This window comes from Hymenobacter fastidiosus, from assembly GCF_039539565.1.
GTDB lineage: Bacteria > Bacteroidota > Bacteroidia > Cytophagales > Hymenobacteraceae > Hymenobacter > Hymenobacter fastidiosus.
Genome location: NZ_BAABDJ010000038.1, coordinates 141,970 through 164,784, shown reverse-complemented (window position 1 = coordinate 164,784; position 22,815 = coordinate 141,970). Strand labels below are relative to the sequence as shown.

Here is a 22,815-nt window from a genome sequence, read left to right as displayed (position 1 = left end):
GTCGTAGGGTACCATCGGGGCCGTTTCCTCGCAGTTCTGGGGCATGTAGCTCAGCAGCTGCTTCACGTTGGTGATGCAGGTTACTTCGTTGGCGCACGAAAAGTGCGTCACGCCGCTCTTGGTAGAGTGGGTGCTGGCACCGCCAAGCTCTTCGCTGGTCACGTTCTCGTGGGTCACGGTCTTCACCACGTTCGGGCCGGTCACGAACATGTAGCTCGTGTTTTCCACCATCAGCACGAAGTCCGTAATGGCGGGCGAATACACCGCCCCGCCCGCACACGGCCCCATGATGGCCGACAGCTGCGGCACCACGCCCGAGGCCAGGGTATTCTTGTAGAAGATATCGGCGTAGCCGCCTAGGCTCACCACGCCTTCCTGAATCCGGGCCCCGCCCGAATCGTTGAGTCCGATAACCGGCGCGCCGTTTTTCATGGCCAGGTCCATGATCTTCACGATTTTCTCGGCGTGGGTTTCGCTCAGCGAGCCGCCGAACACCGTGAAATCCTGGGAGAAGACGTAGACCAGCCGGCCGTTCACCGTGCCGTAGCCCGTCACTACGCCGTCGCCGAGGTAGTACTCTTTGTCCAGCCCGAAGTCCTTGGAGCGGTGCATCACGAACTTGCCGATTTCCTCGAACGAACCCTCGTCCATTAGCAGATCAACCCGCTCCCGGGCGGTGAGCTTGCCTTTTTTGTGCTGGGCATCGATGCGGGCCTGGCCGCCGCCGAGCAGGGCCTCCTGGTTTTTTCGGTCGAGAACTTCGAGTTTGCTCAGTTGGGCGTCAGCGTGCGGGTCGGACATTGAGGAAATGGTGGGATGAGAAGTGAGGTCAAAGGTAACGCAACCCCGCAAAAAAAGCCGCACAGTTTTGGGCGGCTTTTCAGGTGGCTGCCACTGGCCTACGCCAGTTCTACCCCCTGGTACATCTCGGCCAGCGTCAGGTTACAATCCACGCTTGGCAGGCGGACAACGTCGGTCAGCTGTTCGGCCGTCGTCACGTACCAGCGCCCTGATTCCGGGTCTTTGGTGTAGAGCACTACCTCCAGCGTCCGGGAATTTACCAGCAAATATTCGCGTAGCGAAGCAATGCTCAGGTAGCGCAGCAGCTTTGCGCTCCGGTCATTAGCTTCGGTGCTGGGCGACAGGACTTCGACCAGTAAGATGGGGTTGGTAAACGTATCGAAGGAATCAGCCGTGGTTTCCTTGTTACCACGGATTACGGCAATATCCGGATACGTATAGCTGCCACTTACCGGAATGTGAATGCGCGTGTCATTGGTATAGGCACTGCAGCCCTTCTTCAGGCGAGAGAAAAAGTGTCCTGAGATGTTGCGCACAATTTCAAGGTGTTCCTGCTGCGCCCCCGACATGGCCATAATCTGCCCATCCCAGAATTCGCTTTTGTGCTCAGCAGATCGGTCAATGGCCAGATATTCTTCCGGGGTATAGGTAGTCTTTTGCGGTGCGTTCATAGCTGAAGAAATTCAGTATTGTCAAAAATACCCAAAATAAGGCAGGTGCGGCAACAAAAAAGGCCGGCTCCTCGCGGAACCGGCCTCTTAATTAATCCGGACGATTACTCGCCCTTCTTCTTGTTGTCTTTCGGCTCATCGTCCGTCGGCTCGGGCGCTTCCTCGGGCCGCTCGTCGCTGGCCAGGTTGGGCTTCTCGCCGCTCTTCGATACCGCGAAGGTCAACTCCTCAGCGCCTTCGGCATAATCGGCGGTGATGACGTCACCCTGCACGATTTCAGCTTTCAGGATTTCCTCGGCAATCGGATCTTCGATGTACTTCTGAATAGCCCGGTTCAGCGGACGCGCGCCGTATTTCGGATCATAGCCTTTCTCGGCCACGAAGTCCTTGGCTTTCTCCGTCAGCTCTACTTTGTAGCCCAACGTCTGAATCCGGCTCAGCAGCTTGGCCAGCGAGATGTCGATGATTTTGTGGATGTCCTTCTTGTCCAGTGAGTTGAAGACGATAACGTCATCCAAACGGTTGAGGAACTCGGGCGAGAAAGTCTTTTTCAGGGCATTGGTAATGGTGCCCTTCATCATATCATCAATGCCATCAACCCGGGCTTTGGTGCCGAAACCGATACCCGCGCCGAAGTCCTGCAGGTCGCGGGCTCCGATGTTGGACGTCATGATGATGATGGTGTTGCGGAAGTCCACCTTGCGGCCGAGGCCGTCGGTCAGAATACCATCGTCGAGCACCTGGAGCAGCAGGTTGTACACGTCGGGGTGGGCCTTCTCAATCTCGTCGAGCAGGATTACCGAGTATGGCTTGCGGCGGATTTTCTCCGTCAGCTGCCCGCCTTCTTCGTAGCCCACGTAGCCGGGAGGTGCCCCTACCAGCCGCGATACGCTGAATTTTTCCATGTATTCGCTCATGTCGATCCGGACGAGCGAGTCTTCCTTATCAAACAAGTACGTCGACAGCACCTTAGCCAGCTCCGTTTTGCCTACGCCCGTCGGACCCAGGAATACGAACGAGCCAATCGGCTTTTTCGGGTCCTTCAGGCCTACGCGGGTGCGTTGGATGGCTTTCACCAGCTGCTTGATGGCTTTATCCTGACCAATTACCCGGCCCTGCAGCTCTTCGCCCATATTGAGCAGCTTCTGGCTTTCGTTCTGGGCCACGCGCACCACGGGAATGCCGGTCATCATGGCAATAACCTCGGCCACGTTTTCCTCTTTCACCGTGTAGCGCTTCTTCTTGGTTTCGTCCTCCCAGCTCTTCTTGGCGGTGTCGAGCTGCTCCAGGAGCTTCTTCTCCTTGTCGCGGAGCTGGGCGGCTTCCTCGTATTTCTGCGACTTCACCACCCGGTTTTTCTCCGTCTTGATGTTCTCGATGCTCTCTTCGAGCTTGAGGATATCCTCGGGCACCACAATGTTATTGATGTGCACGCGCGCGCCGGCTTCATCGAGAATGTCGATAGCCTTGTCGGGCAGGAACCGGTCGCTCATATAGCGGTCCGACAACTTTACGCAGGCCTCAATGGCCTTGTCGGTGTACACTACGTGGTGGTGGTCCTGATACTTATCCTTGATGTTGTGCAGGATTTCGATGGTTTCCTCCGGCGTGGTCGGGTCGACCATCACCATCTGGAAACGACGGGCCAGGGCGCCGTCTTTCTCAATGTACTGCCGGTACTCGTCCAGCGTGGTAGCCCCGATGCATTGAATCTCGCCCCGGGCCAGCGCCGGCTTGAACATGTTGGAAGCATCCAGCGAACCCGAAGCTCCGCCGGCACCCACAATCGTGTGCAGCTCATCAATGAACAGAATCACGTCGGGCGACTTCTCCAGCTCGTTCATCACGGCCTTCATGCGCTCCTCAAACTGGCCGCGGTACTTGGTACCGGCTACCAGCGAAGCCAGGTCGAGCGTGACCACGCGCTTACCGAACAGCACGCGCGACACTTTCTTCTGGATGATGCGCAAGGCGAGGCCTTCGGCAATAGCCGTTTTACCCACGCCGGGCTCACCGATCAGGATGGGGTTGTTCTTTTTACGGCGGCTCAGGATCTGGGCGACGCGCTCAATCTCCTTTTCACGGCCCACAATAGGGTCGAGCTTGTCGTCCTCGGCCAGCTTGGTCAGGTCGCGGCCAAAGTTGTCGAGCACCGGAGTGCGGGACTTTTCGCCGGGCTTCTTGGGGGCCGAGGAGCTGCCGGCGCCGGCTTTGCCCGCGCCGCCGCCGAAGAGGCGGTCGTTGTCATCGTCGTCAGTGTCGGGGGCGCGGTCGGTGGGGGCAGTGTTGCCGTGGTAGTCCAGCGAGTCGCGAACGGCTTCGTAGTTCACGTTGAATTTGCTGAGAATTTGGGACGAAATATTGTCTTCATCACGCAGAATCGAAAGCAGCAGGTGTTCCGTGCCGATGATTTCACTTTTGAAGATTTTGGCCTCGAGGTAAGTAATCTTAAGGACTTTCTCGGTCTGTTTGGTCAGCGGAATGGAGCCGGTGATGCTCGTGCCCTGCGTGGCCGTGTTGCGGGTGGCTTGCTCGAGGGCGTATTTCAGCTCGTCGACGGATACGCCCAATTTCTTGAGCAACCCAATCGCCGTGCCTTCCCCTTCGCGAATCATGCCTAGCAACAGATGTTCGGTGCCGATATAGTCGTGCCCGAGCCGGATGGCCTCTTCCCGGCTCAGGGAGATGACCTCCTTGACTCGATTTGAGAATTTAGCTTCCATGCAAATAAGGTAGTAAAGAAAAACAGAACCCCGCAACAGCTTAAGCTGCCTGAGCGGGTTGGGCCGATATAACCTGAAAACAGGCAGAGTCGGGTGAAGGTTCGGCGGCAACAGTAGTGCTACGTAAGAAAACTGCCGGCGGCCGGGCCCTGCATAAAAAGCAGGTCTAATATACTGAGCCCGGGTACAAAATCTTTACCAAACGTCTGCGGATAGGGTCGGAGAGACCCCAGGCCGGACGTAGTGTCAGGTTCGGGCAGTGGCAGCGCTTTTGGAGTCAGCCAATCACGCCGGTCGAGCACGGCTGAATCAGGGTAGGCTGGACGATAGTCGGCGGTAAATTCGACGGGAATCGGCAGCCGCAGGCAGCGCAGATAAAAGTGCAGCAGGGTAAGGTTCAGGTCGAAAAGGAGCGGGGGTTTCTGTACGTAGATGTCGTGCAGGTAGTCGGCGTAATATTCAAAGTACGGCGTGCCGCCGTAAGCGGTTTGCAGGCTGCGCCAGTGCGTGTGCACCCAGTTCTGGCGGTAGTCGATTTCCAAAGCCGAAGTCAACACTTTTCCGCTGCGGTTGCCATTCACTACGGGTATGGTAAGCGGCTTTACGCCCTGATTGGTCAGAATCAGGCAGCGGTTGCGGTAGGTTTGCTTGTGGTAATGCTCATGCCGTTCCAGCCGCAAGGCGTCGGCTCCGGCCAGCGCGGCAAAGAAGGTGGTTGGCGGATTGTACTGGGCTTCAAACAGAACGGGCATAGGGACGGGAGAAAAAACAGGTGCTCAATAGTACAAATACCAGCCAGGAAGACTAATGTTGGTCAAGGATACAACCGCATCCGCGGCGGCAAGCCAACGGGTTGGGCTGAGATCAGAGCCCCCAGAGCCGGTTTTCAGGCTCGATTACCGCTGAGTGAAGCAGGTTGTGGCCATGATGAATAAAGTTGAAGTTTTTCTAGCTGTCGACTACCGCTACTGAACCAATTGCCGGCGCAGTAGCCTTCTACGGAAAATGTACTTTCATACAATCACTCTAGCATGACACGTTTGTTCTCTCTTTGGTCTGTGGTGGTATTTTTTCTCGCCGCTAGCGGGGCCGAAGCGGCCGCGCCGCCATTATTGATTCTCGACGTGGCTCGTTTTCGCAATGAGGATCTGTCGGTGAAGGGCAGCGTGGTGGAAATATACGCTACCGTACCAGGGCAGGCGCTGATCTATAAGCGCCGGGGCCCTAAATTATTTCAGGCGGCCGCGACGCTTACGCTGGAAGTATTGAAATCTGATGGCACTGCCGTCTACCAGGAAACCATCACCCTGAAGCCCCCGGTGCTGAGTGACACGACAATTAGTCTGAAAAATCCGGTCAGCTTTCAGAAGCGCATTGCCTTGCCCGATGGTGCGTACACGCTCCGCGGCCACGTACGCGACCAGTACCGTGGCGGACGCGTGACGGTGGTAGATGTGCCGTTGGTGCTGGAGGCCGAATCCAAGGGATTGATAGTCAGTGATATTGTTGTGTTGGCCCGGCCAGCGTCGAAATCGTTGGAGCAAAGTAATTTTATCCGGGGCAATTTCAGTCTGACGCGGGCTCCCGGGGGCCTGTATGCCCGCGGGGCCGATCAGCTGTTCTTCTACGCTGAACTGTATAATGCGGCCCCGGATCAGGCATTGCAATTGCGGTATCGCATCCGGCCGGCAGATGGGGTAAAAGATTTGCTGACTACTGCTGCTTCGGCTACCGGCATGGCCGGGCGGAGTACTCCGGTCGTGGGCAACGTGGACATCAGCAAGCTCCCCGCGGGCGACTACTTCCTGACAGTGGAGGTTCGTGACGCGAAAAATAAGCTACTTTCGGCCCAGAAAACCCTCCTGCGCCGCAATCCAGCAGAGTATGCTCCGGCCGGCGCGGCGCTGTCGCGATGAACCCACCCCGAAAATATCCCTGGTATTACCGTCCGCTGGAATGGCTGCTGCTTGGGCTGGCGTACCTGCCGCTGCGCTTGCTCTACGGGCTGGCCGATGGCATCTATCTGCTGCTGGCCTTTGTAATCCGCTACCGGCAGCAGATAGTGCTGACAAATCTGCGCAACTCGTTCCCGGAAAAAACGGATGCTGAGATACGGCGCATTGCCCGGCAGTTCTACCGCCACTTTGCCGAAGTAATGGTCGAAACCCTGAAACTAGGCGTGATGACCCCGGCGGAACTCAAACGGCGCGTGTTTTTTCGCAATCCGGAGGTGCTGGAGCAGTGGCATGCCAAGGGGCGTACGGCTTTGGGACTTAGCTCCCACGCGGGCAACTGGGAATGGGTGCTGACTTCCGGCGCCGTGTGGCTATCAGCCCGCGCCGATGGGGTCTACAAACCTTTGTCGAACCCGTTTTTCGAGGATTTCATGTATCGTCTGCGGACCCGTACCGGGGCCCGGCTTATTCCGATGCGCGAAACGTTGCGCAACCTAGTCCGGAATCGGGGCGACCTGCGGGTGGTGAGCCTGCTGTCAGACCAGGCCGCCGGGCCCGAGGATCAGCCGTACTGGACGACGTTCATGCACCAGGATTCGGGGTTCTATACCAGCGCCGACCGGCTGGCCGCGCAGTTTCATTATCCGGTGGTATACGTCAGCATCCAGCGGCAGCGGCGGGGCTACTACGAAATTGTGCTGACGGAGCTTTACGACGGCGATGCTCCGCTGGAGCCCGGCAAGTTTGCTATTACGGACGCCTTCGTCCGGCATCTGGAACGCGACATCCGGGCGTTGCCCAGCGACTACCTCTGGACGCACCGGCGGTGGAAGCATAAGCGGTGAAGTTGTGCACTGGTGAGTTGATGTCTAGCCAACGCGAAGCGGCGTGGATTGAACAGCAACTCCCTATTGCCCCCCCCTTACAGATACTGCTCGATGTCGCCGGCACCCTGACGAATAAGGTCAAAGTCATTGTTGGTGCAGTCGATGATGGTGCTGGGCACGTTGTTGCCGAAGCCGCCGTCGATGATCAGGTCCACGAGCAGGCGGTATTTTTCGAAAATCAGGTCGGGGTCGGTAACGTACTCGTCGAGGGTATTCTCGTCCTCGCGCACCGAGGTGCTGAAGATGGGGTTGCCCAGCTCCTTGACCAGCTGGATGATGATGGTGTTGTCGGGCACCCGGATACCCACGGTTTTGCGCTTGTTGCCGCCCTGGCGGGGCGCTTTGGCACTGGCCTCAAAGATGAAGGTGAAAGGCCCGGGCAGCGCCTTCTTGATGACTTTGTAGACCGGCGTGGTGATGCCGTGGGCGTAGTCGGCAATGTGCGACAAGTCGGAGCAGATAAAGCTGAGGTTGGCCTTGTCCGGGTTCAGGCCCTTGATGCGGCACAGCCGTTCCACGGCCTTGGCATTGTGAATGTCGCACCCGATGCCGTATACCGTATCGGTGGGGTAGATGATGATGCCGCCTTTGCGCAGGACGTCCACCACTTGCTGAATACGGTTCTGGGGTGGGTTGTCGGGGTGGATGCGGAGCAGAGTGGCGGCCATAGACGAAGGCAAGGGAAGAGTGAAAAACGGCGGGGAGAGCGGCAAGGTAACACGAGCATCACATAACTGCCACTCATTCGCGGATTTTGTCCGTTGGGTTACGGTTTACTTGCCCGGCAGTCAAAAAAAGAGCCCTGGCTAGATAGCCAGGGCTCTTTTCAAATAAACTAAAATCCTTTATTGCTTTACGAACGAGCGGGTAACCGAGCCTTCTTTGGTGGTGAAGCGAATGGCGTACACCCCTGCTTGCAGGGCCGTTACGTCCAGCGCAACTGCCTCCTGGGTGGCTATCAGGTGCTGCACGCGCTGGCCCAGCAGGTTCACGATTTCAACGGTAGCTCCACGTCCGGCAGCGCCCACGCTCAACGTGAGGGTAGTAGTGGCGGGGTTAGGATACAGGCTGATATTGCGGGCGAAAGCCGGCTCCCGCGCAGCGGAGACCAACGCAATATCGCCCGCCCGCCGTAGCACCAGCTGATAACCTTCGGTGAAGGGCGTGGTCGTGTCGAACTGGCCGCCGAGGCCGGTAGCCGAGAACGGACCAGTTGGCGCGGGCATGTTGTAAGCCGTGGTGCTGAGGTTGATGCGCAGCTGATAGATGGTGCCCGCGGCGTCGCGTACGTCAACATTGTAGCCTGCAGCAGTGGAGGTCGTCGTCCACTGCGCCGGATCGACGGAGGTCAGCGGGCCGGCAATGCGCACCAGCTCCGATTCGTCATTTTCAGTCAGGGCCCCGGTCAGGGTGCGGGGCTGGTAGATGCGGCGGGCCCGGCCGGCCGGTACGATGTTCGTCACCGTGAGCTGGGTAAGGCCGCGGAACTGCGCTACGGCCCCCGTTATTTCTACGGAGTCACCTTCGGCGAGCATAATGGCCGGCGTACCGATGTTGGCCGAGGCGAAAATGCCAATGCCGCCGGTAGGGTCAATAACGGACAGCAGGTAGCCGGCAGTGCGGGTGTTGGTGCCGTAGATGGTACCCCGTACGGTTACCGTGCTGCCCAACCGGGTGGGTACGCCTGCGGCGTCGTTGGCGGTAACGGCGGCTACGGTCAAAATGGTAGGGCCGCTGGTGTTGTCGTTGTCCTGGATGGTGAGCGTGTAAGTACCCGTCGAGGCATCGGCGCTGCCGGCGGGGGCTACGTTCTGCAGCTTCAGAATTACGGTTTCGTCGGATTCCGCTACGGCATCGTCAACCACGGTTACCGTCACGTTTTGAGCAGTGGTGGAGTTGGCCGGGAAGGTGACGGTTTGGGTCGTGTACGTATAGTCGGCGGGAGCGGTAGCCGTGCCGGCCGGAGTGGCTACTACCACATCCACGCTAATGGCCCGGGTGCTGACGCTGCTGAGCGTAACCGGCACCGTGATGGTACCCACATTCTCCACTACCGTGGCGCTGGCGGCGCCGAACGATACGGTAGGAACCCCACCCGTAACGGGCGACAACACTCCGTACGTGCGCACATTGTCGATGCGCCAGCTGCCGGTGGCCGCCTCGGCATTGTAGCCGAAAAGGCGGAATTCAACCGGCGTGGTCACATTGGCAAAGGCAGCGAGGGGCAGCTCGATCCGCTTGTTGGCGCGGGTTTCGGTATCGTCCGGTACCGTCACCGTAATCACGTTGGCCATGAAGTTGTCGCGGCTGGAGCGCAAAACCCAGGTGGTGATGCCCGTGCCGGAGCGGCGCTCATCCAGTACAATGCTGTCGAGGCGGGCGCTGAAGCCGCCGGCCGGCTGCACCGTGAAGCTGAAATAGTCGGTGGCATCCAGCGCCGTCATGCTCCAGCCGGTAGCGGAAAAGGTGTTGGCACCCGCCGATGCCGTAACGCCCGTGCCGCGCGACATGGGGCTGAACGTGGCATTGGCCGGTTGAGCATCGGCCGGGAAGGTGGCTTCGGTACCCGCCGCACCCGTGAAGGAATACAGCGCCAGCGGTGCCTGCTGCGCCTGGGCGGTGCTGACACCCAATCCAAGGCCGAGGGCCAGAGCCATTCGCCGGAGGAAAGGAGAGGAGTAAGGTTGTGACATAAACTGAAAATGAAGGGAAGTGGTGAAACGGAATGACTGATGGCCGCGAGCTTTAAAAAGTCTGCTCGGCCGTGGGAACGGTTTGCTACGCCGCCCGGGATCGTAAAGCTACGTCAAAGCACTACCTCCGCCAAAGCCGAAACTGCTGGTTGCTGAGCCGGGCCAGGGCCAGCCAACGGGAGAAACCGGCCGGTCGAAATTGAAAAAAGCGGGAGAGAAGCAGAACGCGTACTTTTGAAGCCCCGCCGGGCCTGCCGGTCAGCTGGCTGGCCGCCTTAGCCCAGTCGGTGTTATTTTTCTGCTACCTAATTCCCGCTTCTGCCCCAATGTTCAAACCGTATCGTCCTGAAGCCAAAGCCAAGGCTGTTCGTCGGCGCAACCGTTTCGCTGCCGTCACGGCCGTTATTGGCGTCATGTTCGTCAGCTTCTCCTATTATTTCTACCAGGTTTTCTTCACCCCCAACGTCGAAACCAAGGGCCGCCCCACCTACGTGCTGATTCGGCGCGGGGAAAGCTACAAGGCCGTGATGGACTCCCTCGATGCTACGGGCGTCATTGTCGACCGGCTGTCGTTTCGCTTCGTGGCCAAGCTGATGAAATACAACCAGCTGATGAAGCCCGGCCGCTACGAGCTCAAAGATGGCTACACCAACCGCCAGCTCGTCACCGATCTGCGGGCCGGCCGCCAGTCGCCGCTGAAGCTCACGTTTCAGAATATCCGTTTGCGCGACGAGCTGGCCCGCAAGCTCAGCACGGCCATCGATACCCGCCCCGGCCAGTTCGACAGCCTGCTCAGCAGCCCGACTTATACCAAAAGCCTGGGTTTTGACACGACGACCATCATGACGATGTTCATCCCGAACACCTACGAGCTGTATTGGAACTCGACGGCCGATAACCTCATGCAGCGCATGAAAAAGGAGTATGAGAAGTTCTGGACGCCTGCTCGTGATGCCAAGGCTAAGGCGATGAACCTCACCCGGGCCCAGGTCAGCACCCTGGCCAGCATCGTGGAAGCCGAGCAGCAGCAGCACGCCGACGAGCGGCCCCGGGTGGCCGGCGTCTACGTCAACCGCCTCAAACGGGACATGAAGCTCCAGGCCGACCCGACGGTCGTGTACGCCAACGGCGACTTCGGCATCAAGCGCGTGCTTAACGTACACCTGCAAAAGGATTCGCCCTACAACACCTACAAGTACGCGGGGCTACCGCCCGGCCCCATCAACCTGCCCAGCATCGCCAGCATCGACGCCGTGCTGAACCCCGAGCAGCACCAGTACCTGTACTTCTGCGCCAAGGAAGATTTCAGCGGCTACCACGCCTTTGCCCGTAACGAGCGGGAGCATCTGGTAAACGCCCGCCGCTACCAGGCCGCACTAAGCCGGGCCGGGATTATGAAATGATTTCAGTTGCCGGTTGTGAGTTACCAGTTGCCAGTATGTTCAGCGGCCGGCATTACCCAACCGGCAACCGGCAACTCACAACCGGCAACTCACAACCGGCAACTCACAACCGGCAACCGGCAACTCACAACCGGCAACCGGCAACTCACAACCGGCGACCGGCAACTCACAACCGGCAACCGGCAACTCACAACCGGCAACTCACAACCGGCAACTCACAACCGGCAACTGGCAACTCACAACCGGCAACAGGCAACTGAATATGTACCTCCACGACACCCAGATTCGCGTCCGCTATGCCGAAACTGACCAGATGGGCTACGTCTATCACGGCAACTACGCGGCATTTTTTGAAGTAGCCCGTACCGAAGCTTTCCGGCATCTGGGCATCCGCTACAAAGACCTGGAAGCCGACGGAGTAGGTATGCCGGTAGGGGAGATACGCACCCGTTTCCGCCGCCCCGCCCGCTACGACGACCTGCTCACCGTGCGCCTGATGCTGAAGCAGCCCGCCGAAGGCTCGCGGGTGCTGTTTGAGTACGAGATTTACAACGAGGCCAACGAGCTGCTTACCGAAGGTCACACGCTGATGGTGTTCGTGAGCACCGCTACCGGCCGTCCCGTGCCCATCCCGACCGATATTCAGGCCAAGCTGGTGCCGTACTTCTCCGAGGAGGAAATCACCAGCCCGCTCACGCCCCCGGCCCGCAAGCCGTCGGATGACTCGCCGGCGCCGGCCGCGTTTATTAAGAACAATGAATAATTATCGCTTGATAAGAAGCAATTTCTGGTTCCGGCCACTGCGGTTGGGAGAACTGAAAACCGCAAAAAACTGCTCCGCCATTATTAATTGCTTATTGTTAACTGTTAAGTGAAAAAAATGCGTCTGCCTGTTCGCCGCTACCATTTGCCGGATGTGCGCCGTCGCCGCTCCTACCGCAGGTTCATCGTGTGGCTCAAGCAAATGCGCTTCGCCGGCGGCCGGGCCTCGGTGTACGATGTGGTAGACCGCATGATTCAGGAGCTCAAGCTGGACAGCATCACCAAGCGGGCCAGCTACATGTCGTTCAACCTGACGGTGGCGCTGTTTCCGACCATCATCTTCCTGTTTACCCTGATTCCCTACATTCCGGTGCCCAACCTGAATGTGGACATCCTCCAGTTTCTGGGCGACCTGATGCCCAAGGAGCTGTATGCCGCCACCGCCTCCACCATCGAGGACATCGTGAACATTCCGCACGGCGGCCTGCTGTCATTCGGTTTTGGTACGGCGCTGGTGCTCAGCTCCAATGGCATCATGGCCCTGCTCGATGCCTTTGAGAAGAAGTACCCCTGGTTTAAGCACCGCACCTATCTGCGCAAGCGCGTCATTGCCACGGTACTTACCATCGTGCTGTCGTTGGTGCTGCTGTTTGCCATTGCGGGGGTTTTCTTCGGCACCTATATCATCGACGCCCTGGTGTACTATGAAATTGTGCCGGAGATGCTCACGGCTCAGCTGATCAGCGTGCTGAAATACGGCTCGGTGGTTGGGCTGTTTCTGTTCACTACCTGCCTGATTTACTACTACGTGCCGCCGGTGCATGATAAGTGGCCCTTTATCTCGGCCGGGGCCATCGTAGCCACGCTGCTGATTTTCCTGGTCTCCTTTCTGTTCATCCTCTACGTCAAGATTTTCGACTCTTACAATAACTTCTACGGCTCCATCGGGGCCCTGGTGGGCTTCATGGTCTGGCTCGATTTCGTGTGTATGACGCTGATTCTGGGGTTCGAGGTCAACGTGAGCATCGATGCCGTAACGGGGCGGCTGAAAAAATCGGTAAGAGCTTAAAAGTGAAGTGATAACGACAGCTATCTGGCTGTTTGGAACGGCAGACCAGGAGTTGCCACGGGTAGAAAGTTGAAAAAATTGCAGCCGGCGGCTTGCGCCGCGCGAAAAGCCCTGCTACTTTTGCCCTCCCGAAATCATTCATTGGGAACCTTTAGAGAGGTGGCAGAGTGGTCGAACGCGACGGATTCGAAATCCGTTATACTTGCAAGGGTATCGGGGGTTCGAATCCCCCCCTCTCTACTGCAATGAGCAATTAACAATGAGCAATGAACAGTTGCGTTGTTAATTGCTCATTGTTAATTGCTCATTGTTAATTGACTATAGAGAGCTGGCAGAGTGGTCGATTGCGGCGGTCTTGAAAACCGTTGAGGGTTAAACCTCCGGGGGTTCGAATCCCTCGCTCTCTACAAAAAAGCCCCGTTTCCAACCTGGAAGCGGGGCTTTTTTTGTTCTGCGGGCTGCGGGGCGCGCTGTGCCCGGCTTGGCAGCCGGAGCTTTTTGATAGCGGTAGAAGTTGAATGAGTTGGTGCGTGGGGGGGGGCAGCCGCCCGGCGAAGAACCGGGTTAGGGGCCTGCCTGGTCCTTACGCAAGAGTACAGCTACTTACGGGTCTGGCGGCGGGCTAAGTTGTAGGGCCCGATGGGCAGGCCAGATGCGTCGGCACAGGCAGGGTTTCACCCGACCAGACGGCCCGGGCCGGAAATATCCCGGCCAGAGTAAAACCCAAGATCACGGCTGAATCACACTCGCGGGTTTCCTTAAATTGGGAGCTATATGACACAGTCTGTTACTCTGCTCCAGCTGCGAAACCGCCGGGCGGTATCCCGGAAGCTGGCGCTGGTCGGGCTGGTGCTGCTGACCCTGGGGGGCGTGTCCGCTGGTTTTGCCGCGCCGTCCGAGAGCCCCCTCCGCATCCGGCCCGGCGTCAATGAGCTGTTTTTCACCCTGATCCGCAGCAAGGACAAGCTGCGCTGGTACCTCGCTGGGGAGCTTTACTACACGCTCACGCCCACGGAAATTTCCCCTTATCCCTTCAACAACCCGTTTTACCTGCTTCTGAACGTGGCCGTGGGCGGCGACTTCGACGGTAACCCCGCCGCCAACACGGTATTTCCGCAGAGCATGCCGGTGGAGTGGGTGAAGTTCTACAACTACAAATAGCCTGCACCAGATGCTGCTCCGGCCCGGCCGGGGACAGTGCCGCCCTTGCGGACAGACAAGCCGCGCTGGGGCGGCCCCGGGCCGGGCGGCCAGGTGGGCGGCCGCCCGGGCGGGGTCGCTGAGTCGCGCCGGTTCCGTCCCGCTCTCATCCGAACCCTGAGTTACCGCCGACCGCTTCCCGGCTCCCGGGCGTTCCTTTCAGGCCCTCCCGCTCAGGGCTTTCATCTTTCATTCCCATTTCCTAACCCATCCTATCATGCGCAACTTTACCCGGCAGTTTATCCTGCTCGGAGCCCTTACGGCTTTGGGTCAGACTGCCATAGGGCAGGTCCTCTACGAGAACTTTGAGAACGTGCGGCGGGTAGCTTATTCTTTCGTGAGCGGCGTGCTGACCCAGAATGCGGCCAATCCGGCGGCCAACGGGGTGAACGGCAGGGCCATCGTGGGCCGGTACGTGCGCAATGCCAGCCAGCAGTTCGACGTCATCGTGATTAATCCGCTGGCCCCGCGGCTGGCCGATGCCACGCCCTACCTGACCGGCGCGAAGAAAATCAGCCTGAAGCTTTACAGTCCTGCCGTGGGGAAGGCTGTGCAGATTGTGGGGCAGGATAAAACCAAATCGGCCACGGGCTACCCCAACGGTAACCCGGGCGGCACCTTCAACGCTCCGACCACCGTGGCCAACGCCCGGGAGACGCTGACTTTTACCCACACGGCCGGGGCCGGTGGCACCTTCGACCCCACCGTGAAGCCCACTGCTGCCGACCAGCTGGTGATGCTCATCGAGCCTAACGCCACTACGGGGACCACCTATTACCTCGACGATCTGATGGGCCCCGAGCTGCTGGCCGCCGCGCCGGTAGTGGAGCAGCGCTACGAGAACTTTGAGAAGGTGCGCCTGCTGAACTACGTGCTCAAGAAGAGCAGCGGCGGCTTCAACGGCGACACGCTCAACAATGCTTCGTCAGCGGCCAACGGCAGCACCCGGGTAGGACGCTACACCCGCAGCACGGCGCAGTACGATGTGCTGGTAGTGCGGCCCAAGCAGCGCCCGCCCACACTACTATTGCCTTCGCCATGACCAAAGCCGCCGTCGTAACGCTGGCCGCTTATGATGCGCAGGAACGACAGGTGGCCACCTTACGGGAAGCTCAGCCCCGGTCGGTGGGCGAATACACGGTGCCGTTTGCCACGCGTGGGCTGGCGGCCGGCCTGTACTACTACCGGCTGGAAGCGCAGGGACGCCCGGTCAGCCGGCCGCTGAGCATCGTGCGCTAAGGCTTTCGGGTTCGGCTTGCCTGCCAAATGAAGCGCAGTGGCCGGTTTGCTCCCTGGTAAGCGAGCGAACCGGCCAATTTGCGTAATATGGTACTCCGGTTTGAATTTTTCCCTTCTGTTCCATGGCGCTCATCAATTCCCAACCGCGCAGCGCTTCTGCTGCGACTCCGACCGCCGATGGCCCGGTCCCGCGCTATACCTCGGCCCTGGCGTCGCTGACGGTTTTGTTTTTCATGATGGGCTTTATTACCTGCCTGAACGACATTCTGATTCCTTACCTGAAAGGCCTCTTCACGCTGAGCTATGCCAAAGCGAACCTGGTGAATTTCTGCTTTTTCGGGGCGTACCTGGTGATGGGCGTGCCGGCCGGGCAGGTCGTGAAGCGGCTGGGCTACAAGCGCGGGATGCTGGTGGGCTTTCTGGTGGCCGCGCTGGGCTGCTTCCTGTTTTACCCGGCGGCCGAGAGCCGAACCTTCGGTTTGTTTCTGGGTGCGCTGTTCGTGCTGGCTACCGGCATCGTCACGCTGCAAGTCGCCGGCAACCCCTACGTATCCATTCTGGGGCCCGCCGAAACGGCTTCGTCCCGCCTCACGCTGACCCAGGCGTTCAACTCGCTGGCTACGTTTATTGCGCCTATTCTGGGCTCGGTGCTGATTCTGTCTCACCTCCCGGACCTGAAGAAGCTCTCGGCCGGGCAGGCGGCTTCGCTCGACATCACCGCCGTGCAGTACCTGTACCTGGGGATTGGGGCCGTGCTGGTGGTTATCAGTCTGGTGTTGAGCCTGATAAAGCTTCCCCAACTTGCGCATGAGCCCGCCCCGGCCGGCGATACGCAACGGGCCTGGCACCATCGTCATCTGCTGCTGGGCCTGGTGGGCATCTTCGCCTACGTGGGGGCCGAAGTGGCCATCGGTTCGCACATCGTCAGCTATCTGGGCCAGCCTGAAGTGTTGGGAATGAGTCCGCAGGCCGCGGGAGTAAGGGTCGCCTTTTACTGGGGGGCCGCCATGATTGGCCGCTTTATCGGTATTGGCGTGCTCCGGGTTCTCCGCCCTGGTCGGGTGTTGGCCTTCAACGCGGTAGGGGCCATCCTGCTGGTGCTGGTCTCTATCAATACTACCGGCAACACCGCCATGGTCACCATCCTGGCCGTGGGGCTGATGAATTCCATCATGTTCCCGGTCATCTTCACGCTGGCCGTAGCTGGCTTGGGCCGGCACACCGAAGATGCTTCGGGCCTGCTGTCGGCCGCCATCGTGGGTGGGGCCATCATCCCGCCGCTATTCGGGCTCATGGCCGATAGCACCCTGGGGGGCGGCGGGGTGCACGCGTTGCGGCTGGCATTCGCCCTGCCGGTGCTGTGCTACGGCTATATTGTGTGGTATGGCCTGCGCGGCAGCCGCCGCCTGGCCGGGTAAGGGAGCCGGCTACAACTCCGGTTTAGCTTTCGGCGTACTGCCAGAGCTTCCCTGGCCCGACGTCGTAGTCCCGCGCGGAAGCTTTCAGTACATGCTCAAATGGCTTTTTTGCACAGTGGCCGCCTTGTTGCTCCTGCCGCTTTCGTCCTCCGCCTACTCGGTGCTCACCCACCAGGCCAACATCGACTCGACCTGGAAGAAGTGCCTGCTGCCGCTCCTGCAAAGCCGCTATCCTAACGCTACGCCCGAGCAGCTGATGGCGGCCAAGGCCCATGCCTATGGGGGGGCTATTATTCAGGATATGGGGTTTTACCCCTTCGGGTCGGCGCTGTTCACCAACCTGACCCACTACGTGCGCAGCGGCGACTTCGTGCGCAACCTGCTGGAAGAAGCCCGGGACCGTAACGAATACGCCTTCGCCCTGGGTGCCCTGGGCCACTACGCCGCCGACATCAGCGGCCATCCGGAAGGAACCAACAAAGCTATGGCCTCAGTGTATCCGGATCTGAAGGCCCGGTTTGGCGACGTGATTACCTACGAAGAGGCTCCCAAGCAGCACACCCAGCTCGAATTTGCCTTCGACGTGATGCAGGTGGCCGCCGGCCGCTACCGCACCGAGGACTACCACAGCCACATTGGGTTCGAGGTCAGCAAGCCGGTGCTGGAGCGGGCCTTTGAGAAAACCTACGGCCTGAAGCTGGGCCAGGTGATTGCCAACGTCGACCTGAGCATCGGCAGCTACCGGTTTGCCGTGAGCCAGCTCATCCCCACCGCTACCCGTGCCGCGTGGCAGAGTCAGCGCGGGGAGATCCGGAAGCTTAGTCCGCAGGTGCGGCGGCGCGAATTCATCTACGACCAAAGCTCCCGCAAGTACCGTCAGGAGTTTGGGACCAGCTACGACCAGCCGGGAACCGGGGCCCGCATTTTGTCCTGGGCGGTGCGGGTGCTGCCCAAGATCGGGCCGCTCAAGCCCTTCGCGTTCAAGCTGCCCACCCCCGAGGCCCAGGCTCTCTTCAAAGCCAGCTTCAAGACAGTGCTGACCAACTACTGCACGCTGCTCGAAGAGGTGCGCGACAATCCGGCCCGGACCCTGCGCCTGCCCAATACGGACTTCGATACCGGCCACCCGACCAGGGCGGGAGAGTACCCGTTAGCCGATAAGACCTACGGGGAATGGCTGCGCAAGCTGGCCAAGGCTAAGTTTGAGGGCATCACCGGCCCGCTGAAGCAGAACATCGTGGCTTTCTATGGCGACGCGCCCAAAACCCCCAAAGACGAGGAAGAGAAGGAAGCCAGTACCATTAAAGAAACCCAGGAAGCCCTAGCAGAATTGAAGGCGCTGCCGGTGAAATAGGGGTGAGGCACGCGGCCCTGCCCAGGAGGGGCTACCTCGCCGCCGGCTCCTGCACCAGCCCGCCGCTCAGGCGGCGCAGGGTGGTTTCGGCCTGCTTGGCCTGGAAGCGGATGTCGAGCAGGCGTACCTCGGCATCGAGCTGGGTGCGCTGGGCCTCGCGCAACACCAGGGGCGTGAGCAGCCCCAGCCGGTAGCGCTCCAGGGCAATGGCCACGTTCTGACGGGCCAGTAGAATGTTGGCTTCCTCCAGCTGGAGCAGCCGCAGGCGGTTCTGGTACTGGGCGTAGGCCTGCTCGGCGTCGGCTTCAATCTGGAGCTGGGCCTGGCCGAGCAGGAGCTGACTCTGGTCTTCGCCAACGCGGGCATTCTGCTCCAGGCGGCTGCGGTTGAACCCGTCGAAAATAGGGACTGAGGCCACCACGCCGTAGTTGAGGCCGTAGGTGCGGCCGGTGTTGGTTACGAGCTGACTACCGAAGAAAGCGGCCCCGTTCACGTTGCGGTTCAGGCCGTAGCCCGAGGTGAGGCCCACCTGGGGAAAGCGCGAGGCCCGCACCAGCTTCCGGTCGTAAGTAGCGACTTCGGTGTTGGTTTTGGCCTGCTGCAGGCGGGGGTTGTTCTGGATAATACCCTGCGTAATAACCGCCTGGTTCAGGTCGCGGGCCACCACGATGGAGTCGGCGGGGCTGAAATTGAGGCGGGGCGTGCGGCCCAGCAGGTTGTTGAGGTTGATTTTGGCGGTGGTCAGGGCCTCCTGCTGCTGGATCAGGGCCGACTGGTCGGCGTTGTAGTCTACCCGGGCCGTGAGCACTTCCGCTTTGGCACTCACGCCCACGTCTACCCGGGCCTGGGTCAGGTCGATGCGGGCCTGCCCGATTTTCAGCGCTTCCTCAATGGACTTGATCTTGCCCGACTCGCGCACCACGGCATAATACGCGTCGGTGATGCCGGCTACGGTTTCCTCCATCGTGGCCCGGGTGAGCAGGTGCTGGCTTTGGTTGAGGGCCTTGAGCCGGTCGTAGGCAATGAACATCCCGAGCCCGTCGAAAATCGTCCAGGTCGCGGCCACGTTGGCATTGAGCAGGTTCGACTGCGCATTGTTGGCCGTGCTGGGCTCGGGCCGGCCCGAGGACTCCTGGCGCACGTTGTTGCGGTTGAAGGAGCGGGTCAGGTTGCCGTTCACGGTGGGCAGCTGGCCGGCGTTGCCGCGGGTCACGTTGTTTGCGGTAATCTGCTCGTCGGTGCGCGAAAGGCGGATGTTATAGTTGTTTTCCAGCCCCAGCCGGATGGCTTCGGCCAGCGGCAGGGGCGCGGCCGGGGCCACGGTGACCGGTTTAGCCGTCTGGGGTTTGGCCCGGGGCTGGGTGGCGGGCTGCTGCGGCATCAGCACCGGCTGCTGGGCCAGGCTCCGGTAGGGCAGGGCCACGAGCCCCAGAGCAAAAGCGGGCAAAAGTAGAAAACGAGCGGAAAACGGCATTCGAAGATAAAAATGGGGCGAGCAACAGGCCTCCCAAGAGAAGCGCTGCTTACAGGTTGCTACTAGGCCGTAACGGCTTTTTTCTGGTCGTCCTTCTTCCGGGCGCTGTGCTTGCGGGCCGTGGCGAAGTAGGAGTACATCACCGGCACTACGTACAGCGTGAGACCCGTGGCGAAAAACAGCCCGCCGACTACGCCGATACCCATGGCGCGCCGGCTCAGCGCCCCCGCGCCGGTGGCAACGGCGATGGGCAGAATGCCCAGAATGGCGCATAGGCTCGTCATCAGAATGGGGCGGAAGCGGGCCGTGGCGCCTTCCACCAGGCCGGTCATGTAGTCCACGCCCTGCTCCACGCGCTGGTTGGCGAATTCCACGATCAGAATACCATTCTTGGTTACCAGGCCGACCAGCATGATGATGCCGATCTGCGAGAACAGGTTCAGCGTCTGGTTGAAATACCACAAGCTGAGCAGCGCCCCCGACAGGGCCAGCGGCACCGTGACCATGATGATAACCGGGTCGCGGAAGCTCTCGAACTGCGCGGCCAGCACCAGATAAATCAGCACCAGGGCCAGGCCAAAGGCAAACACCAGCGACGAGGAGCTTTCCTGAAAGTCGCGCGAGGCGCCCGACAGCTCGGTGGAGAAGGTTTCGTCCAGGCTTTTATCGGCAATGGCCTGCATGGCGGCGATGCCGTCGCCCAGGGTTTTGCCGGGGGCCAGCGAAGCCGAGAACGTGGCCGAGCTGTAGCGGTTGAAGCGGTAGAGCTGGGGCGGGGTGCTGCTTTCGGTGAGGCGAATCACGTTGTCGAGCTGCACGAGCCGGCCCTCGTTGTTCTTCACCGACAGCAGGCGCACGTCCAGCGGCTGGTTGCGGTCTTCGCGGGCCACCTGCCCGATGATCTGGTACTGCTTGCCGTCCCGGATAAAGTAGCCGAAGCGCTGCCCGCTCAGACCCGATTGCAGGGTCTGCGAAATGCTCTGCACGCTCACGCCCAGGCTCTGGGCCTTTTCGCGGTCGATGTTCACCCGCAGCTCGGGCTTGTTGAACTTCAGGTTCACGTCCACGAACTGGAAGGTGGGGTCCTGGCGGGCGGCATCCAGAAACCTGGGCACGGCCACGCGCAGCTTCTCAAAATCCTGAGTCTGGACCACGAACTGCACCGGCAGGCCACCACCGCCGCCGCCGATGCTCTGGTCCTGCGATACCGAGGTGCGGGCGGCTGAGAGGTTCCTAACACCCGCGCTCAGCGCATCGGAAACCTGCTGCTGGGTGCGGGGGCGCTGCTCGGCCTCCACCAGCAGCACGCGGGCAATGCCGGAGTTGGAGCCGCCGGCAAAGCCCGGCGAGGTCACCGTGAATACGCTGCTCAGGTTTTGGGGGCCGGCCGAGTCAACCGCCAGTTTGGTGAGGCGGGCCATGTACTCGTCCATAAACTCATAGGAAGCACCTTCGGGGCCGGTGGCATTCACGTTCACGCGGCTGCGGTCTTCCACCGGGGCCAGCTCGGAGGGAATCACTTGCATGAAAAACCAGATGCCCACGCCCGTGCCCGCTACCACCAGCCAGGCCAGCCAGCGGTTGCGCAAAAAGGTTTGCAGGCTGTTCTGGTAGCCGCCGATCATCTTCACGAAGAAGGGTTCGGTTTTGCGGTAAAACCAGTTGTGCTTTTCCTGGCGCTTCAGCAGCACCGAGCACATCATGGGCGTCAGCGTCAGCGAGACGAAGGCGGAAATCAATACTGATCCGGCCACCACGATGCCGAACTCGCGGAACAGGCGGCCCGTGATGCCGGTCAGAAACACGACGGGCAGAAACACCGCCGCCAGCACTACCGTGGTGCTGATAACGGCCATCAGAATTTCTTCCGAGCCCTTGATGGCGGCCGTTTTAGGGTCTTCGCCGTCCTCAATACGGGAGTAGATGTTCTCCAGCACCACAATGGCATCGTCGACCACGAGGCCAATGGCCAGGACGATGGCCAGCAGGGTGAGTACGTTGATGGAGAAGTCGAGCAGGTACATGACAAAGAAAATCCCCACCAGCGACACCGGAATGGCTACCACCGGAATCAGCGTCGAGCGCCAGTCGCGCAGGAACAGGAAGATGATGACCACCACCAGCACGAACGCCTCAATAATGGTGTGCTCGACTTCCGTGATGGAGTTGCGGATAAACACCGAGTTGTCGATGGCCGGTCGCAGTTCCAGATCCTGGGGTAAGTCCTTGCCGTAGAGCCTGATGCGCTTGTTGAACTCGTCGGCGATATCAATCTGGTTGGAGCCCGGCTGGGGGATAACGGCCAGCGCCACCCCCGGCACGCCATTGACGCGGAAAATGGTCTGGTCGTTTTCGGGATATAGCTCCGCGTAGCCGATATCGGAGAAGCGCACCAGGGAAGAGGCATCCTTGCGGATAATCAGGTTGTTGAAGTCGGCTACCGACGTGAGGCGGCCCATGGTGCGCAGGGTGAGCTGGGTGTTCTGGCCCTGCACGGCGCCGCTGGGCAGCTCCACGTTTTCGCGGGTCAGGGCAGCCTGCACGTCTACGGGGCTCACGCCCAGCGCCGCCAGCTTCACGGGGTCCATCCACAGGCGCATAGAATACTTCCGCTCGCCGTACACCCGCACTTCCGACACGCCCGGAATGGTCTGCAGGCGTTCTTTGAGCGTGTTGTTGGCGTAGTCGGTCAGCTCCAGCAGGTTGCGCCGGTTGGAGCTGAGGTAGGTCAGCACAATGGGCTGGGAGTCGGCGTTGGCCTTACTCACCACGGGCGGGTCGATGTCGCGGGGCAGGCGGCCCTGGGCCCCCGACACCTTGTCGCGCACGTCGTTGGCGGCGGTTTCCAGGTCGGCGTCGAGGTCAAACTCCACCGTAATCTGGGTGCGGCCGTCGCGGGAGTTGGAGGTCAGGTTCTTGATGCCCGCAATACCGTTCAGGGCTTCTTCCAGCGGCTCCGTCACCTGCCCCTGCATCACGTCGGCCGAGGCCCCGGTGTAGGAAGCCGATACCGAAATAATGGGTGGGTCCACGCTCGGGTACTCCCGGATGCTGAGGTAGCGAAACCCGATGACGCCGAAAATCACGATGACCAGGCTCATCACGATGGCGAGGACCGGGCGGTTGATACTGGTGGAGGAAAGACTCATTCTTCGTCTTTAATTAG

General features: G+C 60.1%; 18 protein-coding genes and 2 tRNA genes. 12 read left to right on the top strand and 8 right to left on the bottom strand.

From position 1 onward, the window contains the following. From ABD833_RS17675 to ABD833_RS17660, 4 genes are all read right to left on the bottom strand, one after another. A partial coding sequence (locus ABD833_RS17675; protein ID WP_345074803.1) for an acyl-CoA carboxylase subunit beta occupies nt 1-801 on the bottom strand: 801 nt, incomplete at its 3' end. Nucleotides 802-899: 98 nt separating this feature from the next. Next, nucleotides 900-1,472 (bottom strand): Uma2 family endonuclease, encoded by a 573-nt coding sequence (locus tag ABD833_RS17670; RefSeq protein WP_345074802.1) that lies wholly within the window; start codon nt 1,470-1,472, stop codon nt 900-902. Between the two features lie 104 nt (nt 1,473-1,576). Continuing rightward, the gene (locus tag ABD833_RS17665) at nt 1,577-4,195 is read right to left on the bottom strand and encodes an ATP-dependent Clp protease ATP-binding subunit (protein WP_345074801.1); all 2,619 of its coding nucleotides are present in this window, start codon (nt 4,193-4,195) and stop codon (nt 1,577-1,579) included. Between the two features lie 119 nt (nt 4,196-4,314). Next, entirely contained in the window at nt 4,315-4,947 is a 633-nt protein-coding gene (locus ABD833_RS17660; protein WP_345074800.1) for a WbqC family protein, read from the bottom strand. Between the two features lie 279 nt (nt 4,948-5,226). Between ABD833_RS17660 and ABD833_RS17655 the strand changes: the two genes are divergently transcribed. After that, nucleotides 5,227-6,111, top strand: a complete 885-nt coding sequence (locus ABD833_RS17655) for a hypothetical protein (protein ID WP_345074798.1) — start codon at nt 5,227-5,229, stop codon at nt 6,109-6,111. Further along, a complete protein-coding gene (locus tag ABD833_RS17650; protein ID WP_345074796.1) occupies nt 6,108-6,995 on the top strand; it encodes a lysophospholipid acyltransferase family protein in 888 nt (295 codons plus the stop codon). Before ABD833_RS17655 ends, ABD833_RS17650 begins: the two co-directional genes overlap by 4 nt. 77 nt (nt 6,996-7,072) lie before the next feature. Here ABD833_RS17650 and ABD833_RS17645 read toward each other — a convergent pair whose 3' ends face one another. Both ABD833_RS17645 and ABD833_RS17640 read right to left on the bottom strand, forming a co-directional pair. Beyond that, on the bottom strand, nt 7,073-7,705 hold the full coding sequence (locus tag ABD833_RS17645; RefSeq protein WP_345074794.1) for an L-threonylcarbamoyladenylate synthase: 633 nt from the start codon (nt 7,703-7,705) through the stop codon (nt 7,073-7,075). A gap of 177 nt (nt 7,706-7,882) precedes the next feature. Then, nucleotides 7,883-9,694, bottom strand: coding sequence for a T9SS type A sorting domain-containing protein (locus ABD833_RS17640; protein WP_345074793.1), 1,812 nt, complete (start codon nt 9,692-9,694; stop codon nt 7,883-7,885). 362 nt (nt 9,695-10,056) lie between these two features. Between ABD833_RS17640 and mltG the strand changes: the two genes are divergently transcribed. From mltG to ABD833_RS17590, 10 genes are all read left to right on the top strand, one after another. Further along, nucleotides 10,057-11,133 (top strand): endolytic transglycosylase MltG, encoded by a 1,077-nt coding sequence (gene mltG / locus ABD833_RS17635; protein ID WP_345074791.1) that lies wholly within the window; start codon nt 10,057-10,059, stop codon nt 11,131-11,133. Nucleotides 11,134-11,395: 262 nt separating this feature from the next. Further along, on the top strand, nt 11,396-11,896 hold the full coding sequence (locus ABD833_RS17630) for an acyl-CoA thioesterase (RefSeq protein ID WP_345074790.1): 501 nt from the start codon (nt 11,396-11,398) through the stop codon (nt 11,894-11,896). A gap of 117 nt (nt 11,897-12,013) precedes the next feature. After that, nucleotides 12,014-12,964, top strand: a complete 951-nt coding sequence (locus ABD833_RS17625; RefSeq protein ID WP_345074789.1) for a YihY/virulence factor BrkB family protein — start codon at nt 12,014-12,016, stop codon at nt 12,962-12,964. 153 nt (nt 12,965-13,117) lie between these two features. Then, a tRNA-Ser gene (locus tag ABD833_RS17620) sits at nt 13,118-13,204 on the top strand. An 82-nt stretch (nt 13,205-13,286) separates the two neighbouring features. Then, a tRNA-Ser gene (locus ABD833_RS17615) sits at nt 13,287-13,371 on the top strand. Nucleotides 13,372-13,738: 367 nt separating this feature from the next. After that, nucleotides 13,739-14,125, top strand: coding sequence for a LamG domain-containing protein (locus tag ABD833_RS17610; protein ID WP_345074788.1), 387 nt, complete (start codon nt 13,739-13,741; stop codon nt 14,123-14,125). Nucleotides 14,126-14,381: 256 nt separating this feature from the next. Then, nucleotides 14,382-15,206, top strand: a complete 825-nt coding sequence (locus ABD833_RS17605) for a hypothetical protein (protein WP_345074787.1) — start codon at nt 14,382-14,384, stop codon at nt 15,204-15,206. Then, nucleotides 15,203-15,403, top strand: a complete 201-nt coding sequence (locus ABD833_RS17600) for a hypothetical protein (RefSeq protein WP_345074786.1) — start codon at nt 15,203-15,205, stop codon at nt 15,401-15,403. Before ABD833_RS17605 ends, ABD833_RS17600 begins: the two co-directional genes overlap by 4 nt. Nucleotides 15,404-15,525: 122 nt before the next feature. After that, a complete protein-coding gene (locus ABD833_RS17595; RefSeq protein WP_345074785.1) occupies nt 15,526-16,821 on the top strand; it encodes a sugar MFS transporter in 1,296 nt (431 codons plus the stop codon). A 91-nt stretch (nt 16,822-16,912) separates the two neighbouring features. Continuing rightward, nucleotides 16,913-18,175: a zinc dependent phospholipase C family protein gene (locus tag ABD833_RS17590; RefSeq protein WP_345074783.1), complete on the top strand. Its 1,263-nt coding sequence runs from the start codon at nt 16,913-16,915 to the stop codon at nt 18,173-18,175. Between the two features lie 31 nt (nt 18,176-18,206). Here the strand turns inward: ABD833_RS17590 and ABD833_RS17585 are convergent, their stop codons facing one another. Next, nucleotides 18,207-19,622 carry a TolC family protein gene (locus ABD833_RS17585; RefSeq protein ID WP_345074782.1) on the bottom strand — a complete coding sequence of 472 codons (1,416 nt, stop codon included), beginning with the start codon at nt 19,620-19,622 and terminating at the stop codon, nt 18,207-18,209. A gap of 89 nt (nt 19,623-19,711) precedes the next feature. Continuing rightward, nucleotides 19,712-22,798 carry an efflux RND transporter permease subunit gene (locus ABD833_RS17580; protein ID WP_345074781.1) on the bottom strand — a complete coding sequence of 1,029 codons (3,087 nt, stop codon included), beginning with the start codon at nt 22,796-22,798 and terminating at the stop codon, nt 19,712-19,714. Nucleotides 22,799-22,815 lie beyond the last annotated feature (17 nt).

What these genes read in the sequence shown, in the direction of transcription:
- ABD833_RS17595 (WP_345074785.1), top strand. Translation starts at nt 15,526, where the DNA reads ATGGCGCTCATCAATTCCCAACCGCGCAGCGCTTCTGCTGCGACTCCG.
- ABD833_RS17645 (WP_345074794.1), bottom strand. Translation starts at nt 7,705, where the DNA reads ATGGCCGCCACTCTGCTCCGCATCCACCCCGACAACCCACCCCAGAAC.
- ABD833_RS17660 (WP_345074800.1), bottom strand. Translation starts at nt 4,947, where the DNA reads ATGCCCGTTCTGTTTGAAGCCCAGTACAATCCGCCAACCACCTTCTTT.
- ABD833_RS17625 (WP_345074789.1), top strand. Translation starts at nt 12,014, where the DNA reads ATGCGTCTGCCTGTTCGCCGCTACCATTTGCCGGATGTGCGCCGTCGC.
- ABD833_RS17665 (WP_345074801.1), bottom strand. Translation starts at nt 4,195, where the DNA reads ATGGAAGCTAAATTCTCAAATCGAGTCAAGGAGGTCATCTCCCTGAGC.
- ABD833_RS17590 (WP_345074783.1), top strand. Translation starts at nt 16,913, where the DNA reads ATGCTCAAATGGCTTTTTTGCACAGTGGCCGCCTTGTTGCTCCTGCCG.
- ABD833_RS17650 (WP_345074796.1), top strand. Translation starts at nt 6,108, where the DNA reads ATGAACCCACCCCGAAAATATCCCTGGTATTACCGTCCGCTGGAATGG.
- ABD833_RS17670 (WP_345074802.1), bottom strand. Translation starts at nt 1,472, where the DNA reads ATGAACGCACCGCAAAAGACTACCTATACCCCGGAAGAATATCTGGCC.
- ABD833_RS17610 (WP_345074788.1), top strand. Translation starts at nt 13,739, where the DNA reads ATGACACAGTCTGTTACTCTGCTCCAGCTGCGAAACCGCCGGGCGGTA.
- ABD833_RS17580 (WP_345074781.1), bottom strand. Translation starts at nt 22,798, where the DNA reads ATGAGTCTTTCCTCCACCAGTATCAACCGCCCGGTCCTCGCCATCGTG.
- ABD833_RS17630 (WP_345074790.1), top strand. Translation starts at nt 11,396, where the DNA reads ATGTACCTCCACGACACCCAGATTCGCGTCCGCTATGCCGAAACTGAC.
- ABD833_RS17605 (WP_345074787.1), top strand. Translation starts at nt 14,382, where the DNA reads ATGCGCAACTTTACCCGGCAGTTTATCCTGCTCGGAGCCCTTACGGCT.
- ABD833_RS17600 (WP_345074786.1), top strand. Translation starts at nt 15,203, where the DNA reads ATGACCAAAGCCGCCGTCGTAACGCTGGCCGCTTATGATGCGCAGGAA.
- ABD833_RS17640 (WP_345074793.1), bottom strand. Translation starts at nt 9,694, where the DNA reads ATGGCTCTGGCCCTCGGCCTTGGATTGGGTGTCAGCACCGCCCAGGCG.
- ABD833_RS17655 (WP_345074798.1), top strand. Translation starts at nt 5,227, where the DNA reads ATGACACGTTTGTTCTCTCTTTGGTCTGTGGTGGTATTTTTTCTCGCC.
- mltG (WP_345074791.1), top strand. Translation starts at nt 10,057, where the DNA reads ATGTTCAAACCGTATCGTCCTGAAGCCAAAGCCAAGGCTGTTCGTCGG.